The following is a 21941-nucleotide window of genomic DNA, read 5'->3' on the forward strand; positions in this document are numbered from 1 at the left end:
GGGATGGCCCGCGACCTCGTCCTTGGCCTCGAAGTGGTGCTCCCCGACGGAAGCCTCTATAGCGAACTGGGTCCCCTGCGGAAAAACAATTCCGGCTACGACGTCAAGCAGCTGTTTATTGGCGCTGAGGGCACCCTGGGCATCATCACTGCCGTATCGCTCAAACTCGCGCGAAAGCCGCGACAGACCGTGACGGCGTTCCTTGCCATCAACGACATTGAGAGCCTGGCAAAAATCCTTGCCGCCGCGCAGGTCCAGACCGGTGAGCAGATCACGTCATTCGAGCACGTATCCCACTCATCGCTGCAACTGCTTCTGGACGCAAAAGAAGACCTGCGTCATCCGTTGCAGGAAAAGAGCCGGCATTACGTTTTGCTGGAAGCGGCGACGACCTCACCTGTCTTCCACCTCGAGGAGGCTGCCACCGGGCTGCTCGGCGAACTCTTCGAACAGGGCCTGATCACGGACGGGAGCATCGCCGCGAGCGGCCAGCAGCGCGCGGCGTTCTGGCATCTGCGCGAAAGCATACCGGAGGCGGAAGTTCACCACGGCGGTTCGGTCAAACATGACATCGCGGTGCGCACGTCGCGGCTGGCAAGCTTCATCGAAGCGGCGTCCAAGATCGTAGAACGCGATGCGGAGGGTGCCGTCCTTTCGGTCTATGGCCATGTCGGCGACGGCAACGTCCACTTCAACGTGGTCCCGCCGGCCCTTTCCGACAAGAGCACCTTTAAGCACCAGGTCGAGCGTGATGTCTCGCCGCGGATCTATCAGCTCGCCGCCGAGATGGGAGGCACGTCCAGCGCTGAATATGGCATTGGCCGGCTAAAGATGGACTTGCTTGAACGCTACGGTGCTCCAGGCAAACTGCGCCTCATAAAGGGAATCAAGGCTGCCTTGGACCCGGACGGCATCATGAATCCGGGGAAGGTCGTGGCAAACCCTTGACGGCACAGACCCATGGCGTGAGTTCACCGTGCGCGAAGCAGCCGTTTCGAATCCCTGCTTCGATAGCACCATCCAGCGCCAAGGGCGGCTCACAGGCGATTAACGTTCGCAGATATAACCTCGGCGATTACCGCCGCATCGCGGCGAAACTTGCCGACCGACACGCAGCGACCCTGGTCCAGCCAACCGGCTTCCTTCGCCGGCGCTTCTTTCACCGCGATCTCATTGAACGGGTTCGTCGCCATCTTGACGTTGGCGAGTTCGACCGCCGAACCGCCAGCTTTGACGCGCACTTGACGTTCGCATCCACAACCGCTTCACGGGCGCAAGGATCTTCATTTCCTGTCACTTGACTAGGATGGATCCTCAATAGGCACCGTGGCAATGGCCCTGATCGGTTAGATCTTTGCGTAGGCGTTAAGCGTCCTGAGCCACAGCTCGTTGTATGCTGCATCAGTCATGTAAGCCGCGTGGGCGGTCAGCGTGACATTTCCGTGCGAACGATAAGAACTGACTGCAGGCAAGGGCTCTTCGGGAAATACATCCAAGGCTGCATGTCCAATCTGACCTTCGGTCAACATCTGGAACAGCGCGGCTTCCTCAATCAACCCCGCTCTCGCGGTGTTAACGAGAATGAATCCCTTTGCCGGAAGGAGAAGCCGACGAGCGTTCAGCAGCCCCGCGGTCTCGGGCGTGAGCGACAGATGCAGCGATACGATGTTGGCATTCTCCAGGACCTCATCAAGGTCAGCAATGTAGGCGCGATGGTCGCGAGGCGTACGGTTCCAGGCCGCGACCTCCATGCCTATACCAGCAGCGAGATCGGCCATGCGGGCGCCGATGCCGCCCAGCCCGACAACCGCGATCTTCTGGCCCATCAACTGCAATCCGCCCAAGGGCGACCAGACGCCGGAACGGATGTCGCGGTCCATCTGCGCCACTTTGCGCGCCGCCGAAAACATCAACGCGCATGCGTGTTCGGCGACCGATCGGTCGCCATATCCCGGCGTCGTGTATACGCCGACACCGCGTTTGGCAGCGTCTTGCAGGTCCACATAGGTCCCCGCCCCAGTGCCCATGAAAATAATCGCCCGGATAGAGGGACAGGCATCGAGGACGCTCGGCGGAACGACTGTATGTTCGACGAAAAGCACGTCGGCCTCACAACCCATGGCGATCAGTTCCGCTTCAGTGGGATTTCCCCGATTGATCTTGACTGCATCAGGAACCGGCAAATTGCGGGCTTCAATGACGCGGGCCAGTTCGTCGGTGCAGTCTACAAATATCGCCCGCATCGGGTTCGTCCTTGTTGTCGGCTGGCGCAGGGTGATCTCTCTTTCCGCGGCTGCAATCACGGCCAGGCGCGAGCGGCCGTGAGGTTCTCATGCCCTATCCAGCGGCAGATATCTTGTCGGCATCCAAGGCCTCGGCCAGGATCCGCATGGCTTCGTCGAGGTCGTCATCGGAAAGGACCACCGGTGCCAGGAAGCGAACGATGTTTCGATGAACACCGCATTTGATCACCAAGAGGCCTCGCTCCCGCGCACGCACCATCACCTGCTGCGCGCGATCGGCATCCGGCTTCCTTGTCTCGCCATCCGTGACAAATTCGATAGCCCGCATGAAGCCAATGCCGCGCACAACACCAATGTCGGCATGGTTTGCCTTCAACGCCTCAAGCGCATCGGACAGCCTTGTGCCTAGAGCGACGGCGCGTTCCACAAGGCCGTCCAGCTCGAATGCATCCAGGACGGCAAGAGCCGCAGCACATGCTATTGGATTGCCACCATAGGTGCCGCCGAGTCCGCCCGGAGCCGGCGCATCCATAATCTCGGCTTTTCCAACGACGCCCGAGAGTGGAAACCCACCCGCAAGGCTCTTGGCAACCGTGACCAGGTCGGGCTGGATCCCGGCATGCTCGAAGCCGAAAAGCTTCCCGGTGCGGCCGAAGCCGGTCTGGATTTCGTCGGCTATGAGGACGATGCCATGGCGCTCGGTGATCTCTCGTAAAGCGCGCAGGAATTCAGGTGGGGCCTGGAGGAACCCGCCGTCACCCTGCACCGGCTCGATAATGATGGCGGCAACGCGATCCGGTGCGACTTGCGTGGCGAAGACTTCTTCGAGAGCTGCGATCGCGCCTTCAGTCGTGATGCCACGATAGCTGTCTGGATAAGCCGAGTGGAACACCTCACCCGCGAACGGCCCGAAATTTTGCTTGTATGGTTGGGCAAAGCCGGTCAGCGTCACGCCGAGCAGGGTGCGTCCATGAAAACCGCCTCGAAACGAAATGACGGCCGGACGGTTGGTATAGCTGCGGGCGATCTTGATGGCGTTTTCAACCGCCTCGGCGCCTGTGGTCAGGAAGACGCTCTTGTAGGCCGCGCCTTTTCCGATCAACGTGTTGAGACGTTCCGCTAGAGCGATATACGGCTCATATGCTGCAACCTGAAAGGCCGTGTGTGTGAGGCGTTTTAGCTGCTTCTCAACGGCCGCGATCACACGCGGGTGATTGTGGCCGACGTTGATGACGCCGATGCCGCCGACGAAATCGAGATAACGCCGGCCATCCGTATCCCAGATACAGGCGCCTTCGGCACGATCGACGACAATGGGATGCGCCGTGAGAATACCCCTTGGGATGTTGTTGGCGCGAGCGCTCAGGAGTTCGCCCGGACTACGCTTGTTCGACGACATGAAGCATTTCCTTTCTCAACCCGTCGCGGGCTGACAGTGTTTGGGGTAGCCGTGACGGGAAATCTCGAAAGAGACGGCGCCAGAAGGCATGCCGCCTTCGGCACACGCCTCCGACATCGCTATTGATTGGTTCAGATCATACCGCTTCGAACGCTTCGAGGCTGCCGACCGCTGGCCTGTCGCCGCCGGCATCGAGAACGCAGGCCCGGCCGGGAGAGACGTTCTCGGCCGTGATTCCGAGGGCTGCGATGTCTGCGGGAATCGCGGTGTTGAGCGCGAAGCTTGCGGCAAGACGGGCGGCCGCCGCGCCGGCCATCACGCCATTGCCACCCTGCCCCGCCAACCAGATGAAGCTTGGCGCCTCGGGGTCAGAACCGATAATCGGCTCATGATCGGCGGCGAATGTCCGCAGCCCGCCCCATTTGTGCTTGACGCTGTGGACTTCCATGGTGGTGAACCTGTGGATACGATCAATGGCGATCGCGACCTCGAGTTCATCAGCCTGCGCGTCACATGGCTCCGACTCCGCCATGTCGACCGGGGATACCATGATCCGGCCAGCTTCTGGCTTGAAGTAGAACGTCTCAGCGACATCGAAGGTCATCGGCCAGGTCCGAACATCACTGCCGGCCGGCGGATCGAAGACAACGGCAGTTCTGCGGAATGGGACGACATTGCGATAGGAAAGGCCTGCAAGCGCGGCGATCTGCTGTACCCAGCCTCCGGCCGCATTGACCACAACGGGCGCCTCGAAGGTTCCAGCCGGCGTGGAGACGGTCCATCTGCCGTTGGAACATTTAAGTGCTTCGACCTTACCATTCGTGACGAGCTGACCGCCACGGGCCCGGAGCATCTTCAGATAGCCTGCCAAGAGCGCATTGGTGTCGATATCCATGCAGTCCGGCTCGTAAAGAGCCGAGACGAATTCGCCTGCCTTTACGACGGGGCAGAACCGCAGGGCGTCTTCCGAAGAGGTCAGTTGGATGGCCACACCTCTGCGTGTCAATTCCTGCGTCTTTGCAGCGAGCTTGGCTTGCTCACCATCCCGGGCGAGAAAAAGCGCCCCACGCGGCGTGGCAAGCGGAACATCGGTGAAACCCTCTGGGGGATGTTCAAGGAAATCTCGAGAGGCGGTAACAAGCCGGCTCCAAAGGGCGGGGCCGTAATTTTCGGTCATCACCGCGGCAGACCGGCCCGTTGAATGATAGCCCGGCGAGGCCTCCATTTCGAGAAGAATGACCTTGCCACCATTGCTCAATTCATAGGCGGCCGAAGCTCCAGCAATGCCGGCGCCTATAACAATGAAGTCTGCGGTTTGCATGCCCATCTTTTGTTCCTCGAAATGGATGCTTTTCGTCAAGATGCGTTGCGGAGCCAGACTCAGAAAACCGCTTCGCCGATTTCGATCTCGTGCGCCGGCGCCAGCAACTTGACTTCGCCAGCTGTATTGCGCGCGCCAAGGACCAGGATCTCTGAATTGAACCCGGCGATGTTGCGCGGCGGCAGGTTGACAACGCAAGCCACCAAACGGTCCACCAGGTCCTCAGCCTTGTAGCTGGTGATCTGCGCGCTCGACCATTTCCGGCCAAGTGGGCCGAAGTCGACTTCAACCTTGTAAGCCGGATGTCTCGCGCGTTCGAACGAAGACACGGACAGGACGCGACCGATCCGTATGTCAACCTTGGCAAAATCGTCATAGACGATCTGAGTCTTTTCCATTTCTCACCTCGTTTCGCACAGTGTGCGCCTCTGCAGCAGCGCTGTTGAATAGATCGTCGGGCAATTTTGGCCGTTGCTGTCGATGTTGGATATCGCTTCGGCAGATTGTGCTTCGACATTAAGCGATGATCGGGGCAAACCTATTTTGGAGAGCGCGGTGACCATTGCCCAGCAACTGAAAGATCCATCGCTTTTTGCAGAGCTTTGCTACATCGATGGGAAGTGGGTGGGAGCAAACAGCGCTGCGGTCGTCCCCGTGGATAATCCAGCCACAGGCGCGATAATTGGCAGCGTTCCAAAATGTGGCGCTGAGGAAACAGAGGTCGCCATAGCTGCCGCGGAGATGGCTTTCAAATCGTGGCGGCGGAAGACTGCAGGCGAGCGCGCTGCCCTTTTGGAGCGGTGGTTCGAGCTCATGATCGCTAACAGTGACGACCTCGCGCGTATCATGACCTTGGAACAGGGCAAGCCGCTCGCGGAAGCGCGTGGCGAGATCGTGTACGGTGCCTCGTTCGTGAAATGGTTCGCCGAGGAGGCGCGTCGCATCTACGGGGAGACGATACCGGCAGCGTCGGTGGATGGCCGCATCATCGTGCAAAGACACCCTATCGGGGTCGTCGGGGCCATCACGCCGTGGAACTTCCCGAATGCGATGATCACGCGCAAGGCGGCACCAGCTTTGGCAGCCGGCTGCACGATTGTGATCAAGCCAGCAGAATTCACGCCCTTCTCTGCCTTGGCTCTCGGCATTCTTGCGCAGAGGGCCGGGGTACCGAACGGGGTCATCAACATTGTGACCGGTCAGGCTGCCGAAATAGGCCGTGCTTTGACAAGCAGTCCCGTTGTGCGGAAGCTCACGTTCACAGGGTCGACCCGCGTGGGCAAGATGCTGATGGAGCAATGCGCCGCGACGGTGAAGCGGGTCGGCCTGGAGCTGGGTGGAAATGCGCCGTTTTTGATTTTTGACGACGCCGATCTTGACGCGGCGGTCGCTGGGGTCATGACGAGCAAATTCCGCAATGGCGGCCAAACCTGCGTATGCGCAAACCGGATCCTTGTTCAGGATGGCCTCTATGACGCATTTGCGGAGAAGCTCGCCGCCGCAACCTCCAGGCTGATAGTCGGCGACGGCCTATCGGAGGGTACAACTGTCGGCCCGATGATCAATCAGGCGGCGATTGCCAAGATTCAGGAACATGTGGACGATGCTACGTCGAATGGAGCGTCCATAGTCGTCGGTGGCAAACGGCGGTCAGGCCTGTTCTATGAGCCGACGGTTCTTAGAGATGCGACGGTCGGTATGAAAATCGCCAAGGAAGAGACGTTTGGCCCAGTCGCTCCGCTGTTCCGCTTCTCGACTGAAGAGCAAGCGGTCGCGATGTCGAATGACACGCCTTTTGGCTTGGCGTCCTATCTCTACACACAGAATATCTCACGTGCCTTCCGCGTCGCCGAAGCTCTCGAGTTCGGAATGGTCGGGATTAATGCGGGCTCGGTCTCAACAACTGCCGCGCCCTTCGGCGGCGTCAAGGAATCCGGCCTCGGGCGCGAGGGATCCCATCATGGGCTGGAAGAGTTTCTGGAACTGAAGACGCTGCACCTTGGTGGCATCTGAAGGGAAATGCCAATGGAGCAGAGAATTCTACCGCCTGAATTTGACAATCCACCAAAGCTTTCGCCGAAGGAGAGCGTGTTGCGGCTCTTCTCTATGTCTTGTTCCCTACGTTCGGCCTTGCGCTCATTGTGTGGTTCCAGGCGTAGCTCAACGGCGCCTTGCAGATCAGCGCCCGCCGGACTTCTTCGCGTCATTCCAAAAGCTGCATTCGACCGATCGCCGCCACCAACCGGAATGATCGCAAAGGGGCTGAAGAATAATTGCGATGCATAAACCCAGCACCAACTTCATTAACACCGACGGGAAATCGTTGAAGGGAAAGATTGCAACACCTGCGAAACTCGCCGTCCTGGACGCACACGACGGAGACCTCCTAGCGGCGACCTGAACTGAGACCAAGCACTCGCCTCAATCGAACAGACGTCTTCAGGTACCCAAGAATTCCGGGCGTCATGTTTAAATCATTTGGCCGTGAGGCTTCCGGCATCGTGCGGAGCGGATCAGTATCACGGCAATTGCGGCAGCAGCGAGTTTGGGATTGTAGATTCGCTTGATTTATCGTGGCGGACACCAACCGGATTTCCCGAGCGCCGATTGCTGCAACTCGCAATGATCATCAGGTTCGAACTCGCTCATCCAACTCCGCCATGCAGTCAAGAAAAGCAGAAAGGACGGCAGGTGTTTGGCCGCTCCGCCATGCGAGGCCGACCCGATAAGGGATCGGCGTGCCTGCGCCGCCGATATCTCTGTATATGACGCCCGCCCGGGGAGAGGTTCGGAACTGCTCGGGCACCACGGCAACGCCAAGACCGGCCGCAACGAGGCCGACGATCGTCTCCATCTGGACCCCGCGCTGCGAGACGCGGGGAGAAAAGCCAGCTTCTGCGCATGATCGCAGGATCACGCCATATAGACCTGGACCTTCTCCTCCGGGAAATAGAACCCAAGGTTCTCTTGCCAGCTCGGCCAGCCTGAGCGGCTGAGCGGTCGCGCGCGCCAGCGGATGCGCGGTGGGGAGCGCGGCGACCAGGTGGCTTTCGATCAGGATTTTTGTGGAAAGGAGTCCCTCGGCATCGGCGGGAAGAGGCAATGCGACAATGCCGACATCCATGCGGTCCGCGGTAATGGCTGCGACCTGCCGCGCAGTCGTTGCCTCTTCCAACTCCACAACCACGGACGGTTGGGTTTGTCGGAACCGGGCGATGATCTGCGGCACCAATTGCCGAACCGCGCTGGCAACAAATCCCATTCGCAGGGTTCCGATCGATCCCTGTCCGGCCCGCCGTGTGAGCACGACTGCACGTTCGGCCTGCGAGATCGTGCGCATCGCTTCCTCACGGAAAATCTCGCCTGCCTGGGTCAGGCTCGTGATCCTGTTGGTGCGCTCGAAAAGGCGCACGCCTAGGTCATCTTCCATTTGCCGAATGGCAGCCGTCAAGGGGGGCTGCGCCATGTTGAGCCGTTCCGCCGCACGTCGGAAATTCATCGTCTCAGCGACGGCTAGGAACTGCTGGAACTGGCGAAGGCTTAGCATACGATACATTAATTGTATCGTAGAGCCATATCAACCGTATTCGACATATCGAACCAATTGCTTCAGTTTCTCGGGAGCGTTGATGGATCTGTGAGGTCATGAGATGTTTGAAAGGCAATTGGCGATCGTAACGGGTGGAGCTAGCGGCATCGGCTTCGGTATTTCTGAAGCATTGATCAAGGCGGAATACGATGTGGTTCTTGTCGGCCGAAACGAAGAGCGATTGGCATCGGCGGCAAAAAAACTCGGATCGGCCGTTCAATGGCGTTGTGCCGACGTTGGAAGACGCGCTGACATGGAACGAGCCGTTGGAGATTTTGAGCGCGTCTCGCTTCTCATCAACGCGGCCGGCTTCATCAGCCCGGTCAGTCTTGTGATGCCTCTGGACGAGGCAGAAAGCAACTGGGACGCAGTTATCGACGCTAACCTGAAGGGCAGCTTTCTCTCTGCGATGCTTGTTGCCCCCAAGCTGAAAAGCCCCGGCGGGACTATTATCAATATCAGTTCAATCGGCGCGCAAACCGGCGGTAGCCGGCCCGGCGGTCTCGCCTATGCCGCAGCGAAGGCGGGTATCCACGGTTTGACTTATGCCCTCGCGCGCGAACTGGCCCCGCGCGGGATCACGGCAAACGCTATTGCGCCGGGGTTTATCGCCGCCACCGGCTTTACTGGCGCTTGGCCGGAAGACCGCGTTGCGGAGATTGTCGCACAGACGCCGTTGGGGCGTCCGGGCACGCCGGCAGACGTCGCGGGTGCGGTTCTTTGGCTTGCCTCGGAAGCTGGTTCCTTCGTTACAGGCACAGTCATCCCCGTCAACGGCGGATGGCGAATTGGATGAGCGGAGACGGATGCTACCGCTCTCGGCGCTTGAAGGTCTTTTCCGAAAGTATGCCGTCGAGATCCGCGACGCTGTTTACGCCGCTCTTCGATTGAGCGGCGCCACAGCGCCTGCGCCTTGGCCAATGGCGATCTAAGATCATCGAATCTCTGCTGAAAAACTGAACATCGCGCTCTTCGAGCGTCTGCAGAGAGCCACCAGTTGAGACCGGGAGGCGAGGTAAACAATCTCGATGCCACCAGCGAAATGTTGGCAGCCCTGTCATATGGTGACATTAGTCAGGACGTGGTGCTGCGAACGCATTACTTGGCAGTGTTCCTTGATGGCCTGTTTGCGCGGATGACCGAAGCACTTCCTCACCACGCCCCGACTTGGCACGAAGTTCAATAGCGCTGGAACGGCCCACGCCCACGATAGAGAATAGCCGTCATGGGGCACCAAGCGTGATCGTTCGCAAGTGATGTCCCACTTACCGTTGGGAAAGAAGCGCACGCCCGATGGGTTTGCTTGGCTCTTCGCGAAGTACGAGCGAGGTCGTTACCGCACCATATTTTGCAATGGAGTCCACGATCGTCTCAAGCTGCCCCGGCGACGGGACGAGCACCTTCAGCAGAAAGCAGTCTTCGCCGGTCAGCCGCAGCACCTCGACCACATGTGGCATTTGAGAAAACTGTTTCAGACAGGGCTTTATGTTTTCGTGAGTGGTACGAAGGCGGATGACCGCCATCATGCCTAGTCCCAAGGCTGTGGGATCGAGACGCACTCCATAACCTGCTATGACGCCACGATCCTCCAGCCGCTTTACTCTCTCTGATGTCGCAGGCTGAGAAAGCCCGATTGCCCTGCCAAGTTCAGAGATGGCAATCCGTCCGTTCGCCTGAAGCGTTTCCAAGATGGCGATGTCAGTCGGATCCAATTGGGCGCGACGGGTTTCGGAGATGTTCATTTCTGACCTTTAATTTATCGGAACCTGGCCTCTTTTTCCGATAATTATCTATTCAGCGCTCGAACGAAAGTGGGCATCTTCCTCGAATCCACGAGGAAACTAACATGGCCGATATAATAGTCCTTCCAGGCATCGGAGGATCGGGCGACGCACATTGGCAGAGCCTGTGGCAACACGATAATCCACGGATGACCCGGTTCTCGCCTGAAAATTGGGATCATCCACGGCTCGCCGATTGGATTGGAGCGCTCGATATTGCGGTTGCCGGCTCAGAAAGGCCGCCGCTTCTTGTCGCCCATAGTCTTTCATGCCTCCTCGTCGCTCAGTGGCAACGCGTTTCCTCCCTCCCCGTCGCGGGCGCGTTTCTCGTAGCGGTGCCGGACCCCTCGGGCGCTGCCTTTCCTTCCGAAGCGAGCGATTTCGCTCCGACGCCTCTTGAAAAATTTCGGTTTCCTTCGCTTATTATTGCGAGCGCTGACGATCCGTACGGGACCGTCGGCTACGTTCGCAGGACGGCCGCCGCATGGGGCAGCGGCATTGTCGAGATCGGTGCGGCGGGTCACATCAACGGCGCGTCCGGATTGGCAGAGTGGCCGCGGGGCCGCGACCTTTTGGCGGCGTTCGCGGCCGGCCTGGAATTTCCAGGTAATATCGCGAGCGAAAGAAGGGTCTTCACCGACAAGCCTTGCAGCCGGTGCTTCGACGGCGACTAGATCGACTGAACATCATCTCGTTTTGCAGATCATGAGGCGCCACATTGGATGAGGCTGTCTTCGATAATCGCTACGGACCTGTCGATATCCCTCTTTTCGATGTTGAGTGGTGGGGCGAGACGCCAGATGGCGTTGCCACCTCCTGCCTTATTTATGTTGAGGCCCAACTCAAGGCATCGCTTCGAGGCCCGTTGGATGAGGTCGATTGCCGGGCGTTTCGTGTATCGATCTTCAACCAACTCGACACCGACCAACAGCCCTCTTCCACGTATGTCACCGATCACCTCGAACCTTTGCTGAAGTTCCCGCAGCCGCTCGGTCAGATATTGACCCATCTCCAGCGCTTTCTGAGCGAGAGACTCTTCGACTATGAGGCGTACGATGGCGAGTCCGACCTCCGCCGGCAGGGGGTCGGAGACGTGGGAGGTGTAGAAGTTGAACCCCTTGTTTCTCGCATCGTCGGCAATCTGCTCACCAGTGACGGTGGCCGCCAGCGGTACGCCCCCACCCAGTGTCTTGGAAAGCGTGAGGACATCGGGAACCACGCCCTCGGTCTCGAATGCAAAATTCGACCCCACGCGACCAAGGCCCGTTTGCGCTTCATCAAAGATGAGGATCATGCCCCTCGCCTCGCAAAGCTCCTTTAGCCGAGCGAGATAGCCTGGAGGTGGCACGATCATTCCTCCAGCACTTTGTACCGGCTCGATGATCACTGCGGCCGCAGCACCGACAGACCAAGAATCAAATTGCTCAAAGCCCACTTCCAGGCACGTCTTGTCACATTTTTCGCTGCAGTGCCGGATGGGGCATCGATAGCAATTCGGTGCCGGAAGGGAAAAGTTACCGGTTGCGGAAGGCCCGTAGCCGCGCCGTGCGGAAGCGTACGTGTTGGACTGAGCACCAGCCGTCATGCCGTGCCAGGAACCCGTGAAACCGACGATCTCGAATTTTCCGGTGTGGAGTTTTGCCAACCTGATGGCTGCTTCGTTCGACTCCGCCCCTGTGTTCAGGAACATTGCCTTCTGGAGTTGGGCAGGGAGGAGTTGGCAGAGTTCTTGCGCGAGGTCGAGTACCGCCCGTGACAGTTTCGTACTATCCAAGTGTATTACGCTTTTGCAGGATTTTTCAATCGCTTCGACGATAACAGGATGGTTGTGCCCAAGTGTTGCGCACATTTGACCAGACGAAAAGTCAATTATTTCACGGCCATTCTGGTCGTAAATGTAGGTGCCGCTAGCTCTTTCCACGATGGTTTCGGAGAAGTCCCTTCCATAGAAGAGCAAATTGTCGACACCAGGATGTTTTGGATCGAGTGACATTTTGGACCTTGAGCGCTGGAGTGAGCCGCAAGCTCGGACTCTATCTTCGGCGAGGGCGCGAGACACAACCGCAAAGAACTCATTGGACTCGTGAATTGGATTCACTATTTTGCGACGATCCGAAGTCCAGCGCACCGATGCAGGGGGTAAAGAGATGTCAGCAGGCAGTTTGCCACTCAGGGCCCTCGTCGCTTTCGAGGCTTCTGCAAGGCTCGGCAGCTTTCAGAGAGCCGCGGACGAACTTGGCCTGACGCCATCGGCGATCAGTCACCAGATCAGACTGCTGGAAGCAAGAATCGGTCTGGAACTTTTCGTGCGGGCTGGCCGCGGCGTAGTCCTCACGCATGAGGGGAAAAGATTCCAGGGCGAAATCGCCGAGGGATTCGAATTGCTTAGGCGCGCGATGAACCGCGTTGTCAAGAAAGGTCCTCGCGGTCAACGCAATCAGGTAGTCACCATTCACACGCCACCGTCTTTTGCTGCTCGCTGGCTTTTGCCTCGGTTGCCAGGTTTCCTAACAGCACATCCGTCGATCGACGTAAGAGTGGTCGCCGAAACAGGGCGAGCAGGTGTGGATCTGGAGGCGGTCGATTTTGCAGTTTCGTACGGCAGGGCAACGACAAAGAATGCGACCGAAACATTGCTGCTTCGAGAGACAGTTCAGCCGCTGTGCCATCCCTCGTTTGTAGAAAAAATGGGGGGAGACACGGTCAACATACTTCTCTCCAATCCCATAATCATCACGAGCGTGAACCACATATCTTGGGACAGATGGGCCGCCGCCAACGGGATCGAAATCGAAACGGATCTTGTCAGAGAGATACATCTCGACCCCTCCGATGTGGCGATCGAAGCAGCCGCAGCCGGCCTCGGCATCGTTCTCGAGAGTGATGTATTGGCCGAAGCCGAAATGACGAAGGGATTGTTGGTTCCTTGTGTGCCTGGTTCGGGTTTGATCTGGGATGCTTATTGGTTGCTGCAAGGCAGGAAACCCCAGCGCGCCGGATTGGCAGCCTTCCAAGAATGGCTCGTCGCCTGCGCCAGGCTGTCCATGTCTGAAAATGGCGCCCCTTCCGGCAAGGCGGCATGAATTGAATTCTTCGCTGGGCTGATTTTTCTTCGTTTGTCGCGCTTCTCTCTCGAATGATACCCGATCCGGAACCTTGCAGCGTTCTCTCATCCAGATCGCCGTAGCAGTTGTTCAGGAGACCGGGAAATGAATCTGCAAGCCTCAAATGACAAGTTGGTTTCCAATCGGGCCAAGTCAGGCGAACTCGATCTCCTGTGGGAAGAACTCGGCAGACATTACAGGGAAGATGAAGAGGACGCGTTGCGGCGTCTCAGCATCCAAGCCGATCTCGGTCAGGAGGCAGATCGGCGAATTAGTCGACAGGCTGCCAAATTTGTGGAGACGATGCGAGCCAAAGGGATCAGTGCGTCGTCACTCGAAACCTTCATGGCAGAATACAAGCTTACCGAATCCGAAGGTCTCGGCCTTATGTGCATTGCCGAGGCTCTGATCCGCATTCCAGACAGGCAGATCAGCGATGCGCTCATAGCCGACAAACTTGCTGGAGGCGATTGGCTCAAATTCACTGGCCGAAAAAAGTCTGCGCAGATCAACCTGTCGTCAATGGGTCTACACATTGCCGGTCGCAGTCTCCGATACTTCGGATCGGAGCAGATACCCGTCTTGGATAGCCTTCGTTCGCTCTCAGCGAAGCTCGGCGAGCCGGCAATCAGAAGCGCGGTGCGCGCTGCCATGGGCACACTCAGCCGCCAGTTCATCGTCGGGCAGACAATCGGCGAAGCCCTGCACGGAATGGCCCCGTATAATGCGCGTGGTTACACTTTTTCCTTTGATATGCTGGGTGAAGCTGCCCGGTCAGAAGCAGACGCCGAGCGCTATTTTGGCTCCTACCTGGACGCCATAGAGTCGATTGGAAAGATCGCCGCTGGCAAAACGCTGCGTGACAGGCCGGGCATCTCCGTAAAGCTTTCGGCTCTTCATCCGCGCTATGAATTCGCCCAACGCGACAGAGTTCTGGTCGAGTTGACGAAGCGACTGAGATCCCTGACGTTGGCGGCCAAACAGGCGAACATCAGCCTGACTGTCGACGCCGAAGAGGCCGATCGACTTGAGTTGTCGCTTGAGATCCTTGCCCGCGTTTTCCGCGATAGCGAACTTGGGGACTGGGAGGGTTTTGGTCTCGTCGTTCAAGCCTACCAGAAACGTGCCCCCTATGTGCTGGATTGGCTGGCCGCGCTTTCCGGACAAGTCGGACGCCGGCTGATGATCCGTCTTGTGAAAGGCGGCTACTGGGATACGGAAATCAAATTCGCGCAAGTCAAAGGGTTCGAGGACTATCCAGTCTTCACAAGGAAGGCTGCTACCGACATTTCCTACATCGCCTGCGTTCGCAAACTTCTGGCGAAGCCTGACTGCTTCTATCCGATGTTTGCCACGCATAATGCCAGAACCGTTGCCACGATATTGGAACTGACAAAGGAAACGCGCGATTTCGAGTTTCAGCGGCTGCACGGAATGGGAGAAGGTCTTTACAACCAGATTGTCGGCACAGGGGGGATCCGTATACCGTGTCGGGTATATGCACCTGTTGGTGGCCACGACGACCTCTTGCCCTATCTGGTACGCCGGCTTCTCGAGAACGGAGCCTCCAGCGCATTTGTCAGCAAAGTCGCGGACCCTGAGGTGCCGGTTTCCGAGGTCATTGCCGATCCTGTTTCTATCGTGAGGCAGCTACCCACACTGCGGGATCCCCGCATTCCCGTTCCGCCTCTGCTTTTCGGCGCAGCGCGAGCGAACTCCGGCGGCTATGACCTATCAGACAGTTTCAAACGCACGTCGCTGCTTCGGCAACTCGAAGAACTTGATGGTCGCCACTTTTCCGCAGCTCCGCTTGTAAACGGGGAGAAGAAAGCTGGCCCCTCACGGATTGCGCTCTCACCGATCAGCGCTGACATCACCGTAGGGTTTGTGACGGACGCCTCTCCCAGTGACATTGCCAGCGCGTTGCAGATAGCCTCGCAAGCTTGGCCGCGCTGGAACGCCACACCCGTTGAAGAAAGAGCGCGCTGCCTGGAAAGGCTCGCCGACCTGCTTCAGGAAAGGCAGGTTGAGTTGGTTTCCCTCCTGGTACGCGAGGCCGGGAAGACCATTCCCGACACGTTCCCGGAGATCCGGGAGGCCATCGATTTCTGTCGCTACTATGCTACCGAGGCACGGAGGCTACTCGCAGAACCCGTCCTGCTTCCAGGGGCAACAGGCGAGAGAAACGAATTCACCTATAGCGCGCGTGGAGTTCAAGTCTGCATCTCGCCTTGGAATTTTCCCGTTGCCATATTCCTGGGGCAGATCGTTGCCGCACTGGTTACCGGGAACTCGGTCATTGCCAAGCCAGCAGAGCAGACGCCGCTGATCGGTGCTTTCGTCTCGGATCTCATTCTCGAAGCAGGAATTCCGAAGGACGTGTTTCACTTCCTCCCGGGTACCGGCGAAGCCGTAGGCGCTGCGATCGTCGAGAACGCCATCGTGGCGGGCGTAGCATTTACTGGTTCCACCGAGACGGCGAAGCTCATCAATCAGAAACTTGCTGCGAAAGACGGGCCGATCGCTCGTTTGGTGGCGGAAACGGGCGGGCTTAACTGTATCATCGCCGACAGTTCGGCACTCCCCGAACAGGTTGTCAGGGACATCCTGCTTTCAGCGTTTCAAACGGCCGGCCAACGCTGCTCGGCGGCCCGGCTGCTCGTTGTTCAGGAGGAAATAGCTGACAAGGTTATCCGCATGCTTGCGGGCGCCATGGCGGAACTGATCACAGGCGACCCACGGAGCTTGTCGACCGACATCGGGCCGGTGATCGATGAGGCAGCACAAAAGGCACTTCAGGCGCACATCGACACGATGCAAAACAGCGCGAGGCCAATTGCAGTTGCTCGACTTGGCAGCAAAGCAACAGGCACCGGCTTCTATATTGCGCCACACGCTTTCGAAATCACTTCTATCGGCGACCTGAAGCGGGAGGTATTTGGACCGATCATCCATGTCGTCCGATATTCGTCTGACAAGCTGCATGAGGTCGTGAACCAGATCAACCAGTCCGGCTACGGCCTGACCCTGGGAATACACAGCCGAACCGATCGAAACGTCAACCTTGTTCGTTCCAGAGCAAGAGCCGGCAACATATATGTAAATCGCGACATCATCGGAGCCGTTGTCGGCGTCCAACCCTTTGGCGGTGAGGGCCTGTCCGGCACGGGTCCAAAGGCGGGCGGACCGAACTATCTGATGCACTTCCTCACCGAGCGTACCCTGTCGATTGACACCACCGCCGCTGGTGGAAACGCGAGTCTCGTGGCGGAGCAGTATGACTGACAGGCCGCATCTGCGTCAGCGGAAAATGGATCTGATTCACCGGCCGCTCCGATCAAATCGTCTGCTGCCTGCAGACGGCTTATCCATCACTCATGGAGGATGCGCACCAACCCCGGGAACGCTGTTCTGGATAGCAGGCAGGCACGGTGGAACACAGTCTAACGCCCCTGCATACGCCGCTTCTCTCCGAGGCATCTGACAGCCGGGCTTACGAAGGTAGAGGGCCATTCTCAATCGGCGGAAGCATTGACTTCAGCCACGCATGGAACAACTGAACTCTCAACAGCTGCCCGTTCTGCAGTGGGTAAACCACATAATAAGCCAACTTGCTTGTGACCAGGTGGGAAAATGGTGCAACCAACTTCCCGTCTCGCACCAAGTCAGCTACGAGCACATCGCTTTCGAGCACGACTCCCATCCCTGAAACAGCCGCGTCTATTGCCAAGTGTGACGGGTCCAGGCGAATGCCACGTCGAGAATCGACTCCCGATATTCCCATGCTTTGTAGCCAGGCTCGCCACGTAATCAGGTTCCGTTCTGTGTGAATCAAGGTCATCTTGGAGAGATCCGACGGATCTGAAAGACCACCCACCCGCTTCAAAAGGTCCGGTGAGCAATAGGCCTGATAGCGGTCGACGATCAGTGGTTCCGTGTAGCAATTCGGAAAATTTCCAAAGCCGTACCATATCGCCATATCAAGCCGCGATGCATGGAAGTCAGCTGGTTCGTAGGTTGCTACAATTCGGACATCCAAGGTTGGGTTTTGGGAAAGAAATCCATCCAGACGCGGCAGCAACCAGTTCGGGCCGAAGGATGGAGATGTCTGGACGCGCAGGACGTCCTTCGCAGGGGTCCGCATGATCAGCGATGTAGCATCGTCGATCTGCTCCAGCGCATCGCCGACAAGGGCGAGATAGTTGGTCCCTTCCGGGGTGAGCTGAAGCTCCCGGGTCAGCCGGGCAAAGAGCCGTACGCCGAGATGTTCCTCAAGGGCGGCTATCTGGTGGCTGACGGCAGAAGGCGTGACAGACAGTTCTTCCGCCGCGTTTTTGAAACTGAGATGTCGCGCAGCGCACTCGAAGGTTATCAGCGCCTTCAGCGGCGGACGATGATTTGACATAGGCGAAATTACCTCATCCCAGGACTGAATTTTCATCGTTTGCCAGCACAGGTTCAGGCGCACGAAACTCAGCTGGCGATTGATACCCTCACGTCGAGATGAGGGATGCGGAAACAACAAACTTGTCTCCAGCGCCCTATAACAGCCATCCAGAGGTAGAAGCTATGAAACTGAAATTCATGTTCGCTGCAACGATATTCGCTGCCCTCACGGGGGCGAGCAGCGCCGAAGATATCAACGTCGCTCTCGCCGGGCCGATCACTGGGCAATATGCCGCCTTCGGGGAGCAGTTGCGGATCGGAGCTCAGGAAGCGGTTAAGGACATCAATGCTGCAGGCGGCGTTCTTGGGCGACAGCTTAAGCTCGTCGTCGAAGATGATGCATGTGATCCAAAGCAAGCCGTGTCGGTGGCGAACCATGTGGTCGCGGAGGGGGCTGCGGTGATGATCGGCCACTTCTGCTCGGGATCGACAATTCCTGCATCCGAAGTCTACGCCGAAAACAATCTTCTGGAGATTACGGTCTCGTCGAATCCGGCCGTGACGGATCGTGGCCTGGCACAGATATTTCGCATCATCGGCGGCGACGACCAGCAAGCAATTGTTGCCGCTGATTTCCTGGGGAAGAAGTTCCTCAAGGCACGTTTCGCGGTTGTCAACGACAAGTCTACATATGGGCAAGGTCTTGCCGATCTCGTGTCGGCCAAACTTGAAAATGGCGGTGCGGACGTCGTCGTGAAGGAATCCGTAAACCCAGGAGAGAAGGACTACTCGACCCTGATCACGCGCCTGAAAGCCGCCAATGTGGAAGTCCTGTACTACGGCGGATATCATTCGGAAGCGGGCTTGATCAAGCGCCAGGCTGGCGACGCCGGGTTAAAGATGCAACTGGTTGGCGGCGATGCGCTGGGAACCTCGGAGTTCGCAGCCATTGTCGGCGCAACTGGCAACGACACGCTGTTCACATTCCCTGCGGATCCGAGCGCCTCGCCGGCTGCGAAAGCAATTGTCGAGCGACTCCGCGCCAATAACATCAATGCCGAAGGTTATACCCTGTACGCCTACGCATCGGTCCAGGCATTCGCGGAGGGGGTAAAGGCCGGAAAAAGCGTCAAAACAGATGATGTTGCGAAAGTTCTTCGCTCGGAAGGTGTCGACACGATCATAGGCCACGTCAAATTCGACGCGAAGGGCAACATCGATGCCCCCGGCTTCGTCATGAACGCCTGGGATGGATCAAACTACAAGCCGGCCATCAACTAGCTTCGGTTTTCGTTCTTCACGAGCGGCTCTCCCATTGTCGCTTGCGAAGCGGCCGCTGGCAAAAATTTGCGAGCGGCCGTGAGGTGCAAAAACGCACAGCACGGCCGATGGCGTCTCACTGGGAATCTCCGATGCAACGATCTGATCTTGCCGGCAAATCGAGCCTGGTGACTGGCGCTTCCGGCGGGCTTGGGCACCACTTCGGCCGATTGCTGGCGCGTCAAGGTGTGATGGTGACGTTGGCCGCAAGGCGTGTGGAAGCACTTGAGAACGTGTGCGCGGAAATCCGGAAACTGGGTGGAAGCGCCCGGGCTCTTCGACTTGATGTGGCCGACACGGCTGCAGTCGATGCAGCGTTCGCGGAAGCGCCACCGTTCGACATCGTGATCAACAACGCCGGGGTGAGCCTGCCGGGACCAGCGTTGGAGACAAGCGAGGCGGAATGGGATTCCACAATCGACGTGAATCTCAAGGGCTCATTCTTCGTTGCAAAGGCTGCAGCGTCGGCGATGCTCAAGGCGGGGCGCGGCGGCTCAATCGTCAATGTCGCATCGATCCTTGGCATGCGCGTGGCAGGCAGCGTGTCCGCGTACGCCTCCTCCAAGGCCGGCCTGATCCAACTTACCAAATCGCTGGCATTGGAATGGGCGCGCCACGGCATCCGGGTCAACGCGCTATGCCCCGGCTACATCGAAACCGACCTCAACCGCGAGTTCTTCGCGACCAGTGCCGGCATGGCCTTGATAAATCGCATTCCGCAGCGCCGCCTTGGACAGCTTGAGGACCTCGACGCGGCGCTGCTGCTGCTGGCATCGGACGCCGGCCGCTACATCACTGGCGCCACGCTTGCCGTCGATGGCGGCCATCTCGTCTCGTCCTTGTGAGGCTCGCATGGATTTCCGCATTTCGCCTGAGATCGAAGACTACCGCCTGAGGATTGCCGCCTTTGTCGAGCGCGATATCCTGCCGCTGGAGGCTGACCGTGCCTGCTACGACGCACATGGCAATGTCGCGCTTGTCCTGCTCGACAGCCTGCGCGCCAAGGCGCGCGCAGAAGGGCTCTGGTGCCTCCAGCTCAAGCCCGAGAACGGTGGTGTCGGAATGTCCAAGATCGGCATGGCTGTGTGCTACGAGGAGATGAACCGCTCGATTTTCGGCCCGGTGGTTTTCAACTCGGCCGCGCCCGACGACGGCAACATGCAGGTGCTGGAAACGCTTGGCACGCCCCAGCAGAAACAATGCTGGCTGCAGCCGATCGCCGAAGGCAAGGTGCGCTCCGCTTTCGTCATGACCGAGCCGCATCCGGGCGGCGGTTCGGACCCTTCCATGATTGTGACCAAAGCCGAAAAGCGCGGCGACCGCTATGTCGTTTCCGGCCGCAAATGGTTCATCACGGGCGCCGAAGAGGCGAGCCATTTCATCCTCATCGCCCGCACTTCCGACGACCCGCGCAGCGGCCTGACGGCCTTCCTCTATCACAGGGACCAGCCGGGCTGGCGCATCCTACGTCGCATCGGGATCATGGGGCCGGAGGAGCATGGCGGCCATTGCGAGCTGGAGTTCGATGGCCTCGAGATCGCCGAGGAGAACATTCTTGGCGGGCTTGGCCGTGGGCTGAAGGTCACCCAGACCCGCCTTGGGCCGGCACGGCTCACGCACTGCATGCGCTGGCTGGGGCTTGCCAAGCGGTCAATCGAGATCGCCACCGCCTATGCGGCCGAACGCACCGGATTCGGCCAGCGGCTCGCCGACCGCGAGAGTGTCCAGATGATGCTGGGCGACCTCGCCATGCGCATCGAGATCGGCAGGCTGCTGGTCATGAAGGCGGCATGGGCGCTCGATCAGAACGCCTTCGCGCGCAAGGAAGTGTCGATGGCGAAGGTCGTGGTCGCCAACGTGCTGCACGCCGCGGCCGATGCCGGCATCCAGATCAACGGCGCGCGAGGCTATTCCACCGACACCGTGCTCGAATGGATCTACCGCTATGCCCGGCAGGCGCGGCTGGTCGACGGCGCAGACGAGGTGCACAAGATGGTGCTCAACCGCTTCCTGACAGAGGAGGGCCGGCAGTTCTGGCAATGGCCTGTCGAAGGTAAAGCCGTGGAGGGCGCGGCTCGATGAGACCCGATGTCGCCATCGTTACAGGAGCGGCGCGCGGCATCGGCGCGGCCATTTGCAAAAGACTGGAGGCCGCCGGCTGGCGCGTCGCCGGCCTCGACCGCTCATGGGATGACGATAATGTCCATGTGCCGGTCGTTCGCGAGACGGTCGATGTGACCGATTTTGACGCTGTTCGGAACTGCGTCAGCCGCATCGAAAGCGGCATCGGCCCGGTTGCCGTTCTCGTCAACAATGCCGGTATCACCCGCGACGCCATGGCTCACAAAATGAATCCTCGCGACTTCACAGCGGTCATCGATGTGAACCTGGCCGGTCCCTTTCACCTTATCCGTGCGGTTCTTCCGACCATGCGCGAGCACGCCTTCGGGCGCATCGTCAGCATCTCCTCCATGAACGCACAACGCGGCCAGGCGGGGCAGGCCAATTACGCCGCCGCCAAGGCCGGCCTGATCGGCCTGACAAAGGTGGTTGCCCTGGAGAACGCGGCCAGGGGCATTACCGCGAATTGCGTGGCGCCGGGTTTCATCGAGACCGACATGACAGCAGCCATGCGTGGCGATGTCCGCGACGCCGAGATCGCCCGCATTCCGGCCGGACGCATAGGCGCGCCGGCCGATATCGCAGGCACGGTGGCGTTCCTTGCCTCCAGCGAGGCAAGCTTCATCACCGGTCAGGTGCTGTCGGTCAATGGCGGGCAGTTGATGCCATGAGTTCCC

18 protein-coding genes and 1 pseudogene are annotated in these 21941 nt (G+C 58.8%); 10 read left to right on the forward strand and 9 right to left on the reverse strand.

Annotated features, from left to right (window positions below; translation table 11 throughout):
• Positions 1 to 3: 3 nt before the first annotated feature.
• A complete protein-coding gene (locus tag LB519_RS15120) occupies positions 4 to 948 on the forward strand; it encodes an FAD-binding oxidoreductase (RefSeq protein WP_318011930.1) in 945 nt (314 codons plus the stop codon).
• Between the two features lie 152 nt (positions 949 to 1100).
• Here LB519_RS15120 and LB519_RS15125 read toward each other — a convergent pair.
• From LB519_RS15125 to LB519_RS15145, 5 genes and pseudogenes are all read right to left on the reverse strand, one after another.
• A pseudogene (locus LB519_RS15125) lies at positions 1101 to 1287 on the reverse strand (electron transfer flavoprotein subunit beta/FixA family protein); the annotation flags it as partial.
• Positions 1288 to 1346: 59 nt separating this feature from the next.
• Positions 1347 to 2243, reverse strand: a complete 897-nt coding sequence (locus LB519_RS15130) for an NAD(P)-dependent oxidoreductase (protein WP_224620406.1) — start codon at positions 2241 to 2243, stop codon at positions 1347 to 1349.
• Between the two features lie 94 nt (positions 2244 to 2337).
• On the reverse strand, positions 2338 to 3642 hold the full coding sequence (gene gabT / locus LB519_RS15135) for a 4-aminobutyrate--2-oxoglutarate transaminase (protein WP_224620407.1): 1305 nt from the start codon (positions 3640 to 3642) through the stop codon (positions 2338 to 2340).
• A gap of 136 nt (positions 3643 to 3778) precedes the next feature.
• The gene (locus tag LB519_RS15140; protein ID WP_224620408.1) at positions 3779 to 5002 is read right to left on the reverse strand and encodes an NAD(P)/FAD-dependent oxidoreductase; all 1224 of its coding nucleotides are present in this window, start codon (positions 5000 to 5002) and stop codon (positions 3779 to 3781) included.
• A 20-nt stretch (positions 5003 to 5022) separates the two neighbouring features.
• Entirely contained in the window at positions 5023 to 5361 is a 339-nt protein-coding gene (locus tag LB519_RS15145; RefSeq protein WP_224620409.1) for a tRNA-binding protein, read from the reverse strand.
• Between the two features lie 157 nt (positions 5362 to 5518).
• Between LB519_RS15145 and LB519_RS15150 the strand changes: the two genes are divergently transcribed.
• Positions 5519 to 6976, forward strand: a complete 1458-nt coding sequence (locus LB519_RS15150) for an NAD-dependent succinate-semialdehyde dehydrogenase (protein WP_318011927.1) — start codon at positions 5519 to 5521, stop codon at positions 6974 to 6976.
• A 616-nt stretch (positions 6977 to 7592) separates the two neighbouring features.
• On the opposite strand, the gene LB519_RS15155 is transcribed toward LB519_RS15150, so the two are convergent.
• Complete coding sequence (locus LB519_RS15155) at positions 7593 to 8519, reverse strand: LysR family transcriptional regulator (protein ID WP_224620410.1); 927 nt, start codon at positions 8517 to 8519, stop codon at positions 7593 to 7595.
• 94 nt (positions 8520 to 8613) lie between these two features.
• Here LB519_RS15155 and LB519_RS15160 point away from each other — a divergent pair, with 94 nt between their 5' ends.
• Complete coding sequence (locus LB519_RS15160; RefSeq protein ID WP_224620411.1) at positions 8614 to 9348, forward strand: SDR family NAD(P)-dependent oxidoreductase; 735 nt, start codon at positions 8614 to 8616, stop codon at positions 9346 to 9348.
• A 469-nt stretch (positions 9349 to 9817) separates the two neighbouring features.
• Here the strand turns inward: LB519_RS15160 and LB519_RS15165 are convergent, their stop codons facing one another.
• On the reverse strand, positions 9818 to 10294 hold the full coding sequence (locus LB519_RS15165) for an Lrp/AsnC family transcriptional regulator (protein WP_224620412.1): 477 nt from the start codon (positions 10292 to 10294) through the stop codon (positions 9818 to 9820).
• Between the two features lie 104 nt (positions 10295 to 10398).
• Here LB519_RS15165 and LB519_RS15170 point away from each other — a divergent pair, with 104 nt between their 5' ends.
• Positions 10399 to 11007 (forward strand): RBBP9/YdeN family alpha/beta hydrolase, encoded by a 609-nt coding sequence (locus tag LB519_RS15170; RefSeq protein ID WP_224620413.1) that lies wholly within the window; start codon positions 10399 to 10401, stop codon positions 11005 to 11007.
• Between the two features lie 29 nt (positions 11008 to 11036).
• On the opposite strand, the gene LB519_RS15175 is transcribed toward LB519_RS15170, so the two are convergent.
• The gene (locus tag LB519_RS15175) at positions 11037 to 12326 is read right to left on the reverse strand and encodes an aspartate aminotransferase family protein (RefSeq protein WP_224620414.1); all 1290 of its coding nucleotides are present in this window, start codon (positions 12324 to 12326) and stop codon (positions 11037 to 11039) included.
• A 154-nt stretch (positions 12327 to 12480) separates the two neighbouring features.
• On the opposite strand from LB519_RS15175, the gene LB519_RS15180 reads away from it, so the two are divergent.
• Together LB519_RS15180 and putA are read left to right on the forward strand one after the other, a co-directional pair.
• Positions 12481 to 13416 (forward strand): LysR family transcriptional regulator, encoded by a 936-nt coding sequence (locus LB519_RS15180; protein ID WP_224620415.1) that lies wholly within the window; start codon positions 12481 to 12483, stop codon positions 13414 to 13416.
• A 126-nt stretch (positions 13417 to 13542) separates the two neighbouring features.
• Positions 13543 to 16722, forward strand: a complete 3180-nt coding sequence (gene putA / locus LB519_RS15185) for a bifunctional proline dehydrogenase/L-glutamate gamma-semialdehyde dehydrogenase PutA (protein ID WP_224620416.1) — start codon at positions 13543 to 13545, stop codon at positions 16720 to 16722.
• Between the two features lie 208 nt (positions 16723 to 16930).
• Here putA and gcvA read toward each other — a convergent pair whose 3' ends face one another.
• On the reverse strand, positions 16931 to 17959 hold the full coding sequence (gene gcvA, locus LB519_RS15190; RefSeq protein ID WP_224620417.1) for a transcriptional regulator GcvA: 1029 nt from the start codon (positions 17957 to 17959) through the stop codon (positions 16931 to 16933).
• A gap of 47 nt (positions 17960 to 18006) precedes the next feature.
• On the opposite strand from gcvA, the gene LB519_RS15195 reads away from it, so the two are divergent.
• The 4 genes from LB519_RS15195 (at position 18007) to fabG (ending at position 21935) form a co-directional block, all read left to right on the forward strand.
• Positions 18007 to 19104, forward strand: coding sequence for an ABC transporter substrate-binding protein (locus LB519_RS15195; protein ID WP_224620418.1), 1098 nt, complete (start codon positions 18007 to 18009; stop codon positions 19102 to 19104).
• A gap of 131 nt (positions 19105 to 19235) precedes the next feature.
• Entirely contained in the window at positions 19236 to 19988 is a 753-nt protein-coding gene (locus tag LB519_RS15200; RefSeq protein ID WP_224620611.1) for an SDR family NAD(P)-dependent oxidoreductase, read from the forward strand.
• A 7-nt stretch (positions 19989 to 19995) separates the two neighbouring features.
• A complete protein-coding gene (locus tag LB519_RS15205) occupies positions 19996 to 21225 on the forward strand; it encodes an acyl-CoA dehydrogenase family protein (protein WP_224620419.1) in 1230 nt (409 codons plus the stop codon).
• Positions 21222 to 21935 (forward strand): 3-oxoacyl-ACP reductase FabG, encoded by a 714-nt coding sequence (fabG, locus tag LB519_RS15210; RefSeq protein ID WP_224620420.1) that lies wholly within the window; start codon positions 21222 to 21224, stop codon positions 21933 to 21935. Before LB519_RS15205 ends, fabG begins: the two co-directional genes overlap by 4 nt.
• The last annotated feature ends 6 nt before the right edge of the window (positions 21936 to 21941 follow it).

Origin of the sequence: Mesorhizobium sp. AD1-1, from assembly GCF_020164655.1 — a bacterium.
GTDB lineage: Bacteria > Pseudomonadota > Alphaproteobacteria > Rhizobiales > Rhizobiaceae > Mesorhizobium > Mesorhizobium ciceri.

Coding starts and splice junctions, on each gene's coding strand:
- LB519_RS15180 (WP_224620415.1), top strand. CDS start 12,481: ATGTCAGCAGGCAGTTTGCCACTCAGGGCCCTCGTCGCTTTCGAGGCT.
- LB519_RS15145 (WP_224620409.1), bottom strand. CDS start 5,361: ATGGAAAAGACTCAGATCGTCTATGACGATTTTGCCAAGGTTGACATA.
- LB519_RS15200 (WP_224620611.1), top strand. CDS start 19,236: ATGCAACGATCTGATCTTGCCGGCAAATCGAGCCTGGTGACTGGCGCT.
- LB519_RS15170 (WP_224620413.1), top strand. CDS start 10,399: ATGGCCGATATAATAGTCCTTCCAGGCATCGGAGGATCGGGCGACGCA.
- putA (WP_224620416.1), top strand. CDS start 13,543: ATGAATCTGCAAGCCTCAAATGACAAGTTGGTTTCCAATCGGGCCAAG.
- LB519_RS15160 (WP_224620411.1), top strand. CDS start 8,614: ATGTTTGAAAGGCAATTGGCGATCGTAACGGGTGGAGCTAGCGGCATC.
- gabT (WP_224620407.1), bottom strand. CDS start 3,642: ATGTCGTCGAACAAGCGTAGTCCGGGCGAACTCCTGAGCGCTCGCGCC.
- LB519_RS15130 (WP_224620406.1), bottom strand. CDS start 2,243: ATGCGGGCGATATTTGTAGACTGCACCGACGAACTGGCCCGCGTCATT.
- LB519_RS15205 (WP_224620419.1), top strand. CDS start 19,996: ATGGATTTCCGCATTTCGCCTGAGATCGAAGACTACCGCCTGAGGATT.
- LB519_RS15195 (WP_224620418.1), top strand. CDS start 18,007: ATGAAACTGAAATTCATGTTCGCTGCAACGATATTCGCTGCCCTCACG.
- fabG (WP_224620420.1), top strand. CDS start 21,222: ATGAGACCCGATGTCGCCATCGTTACAGGAGCGGCGCGCGGCATCGGC.
- LB519_RS15120 (WP_318011930.1), top strand. CDS start 4: ATGGCCCGCGACCTCGTCCTTGGCCTCGAAGTGGTGCTCCCCGACGGA.
- LB519_RS15175 (WP_224620414.1), bottom strand. CDS start 12,326: ATGTCACTCGATCCAAAACATCCTGGTGTCGACAATTTGCTCTTCTAT.
- LB519_RS15165 (WP_224620412.1), bottom strand. CDS start 10,294: ATGAACATCTCCGAAACCCGTCGCGCCCAATTGGATCCGACTGACATC.
- LB519_RS15155 (WP_224620410.1), bottom strand. CDS start 8,519: ATGTATCGTATGCTAAGCCTTCGCCAGTTCCAGCAGTTCCTAGCCGTC.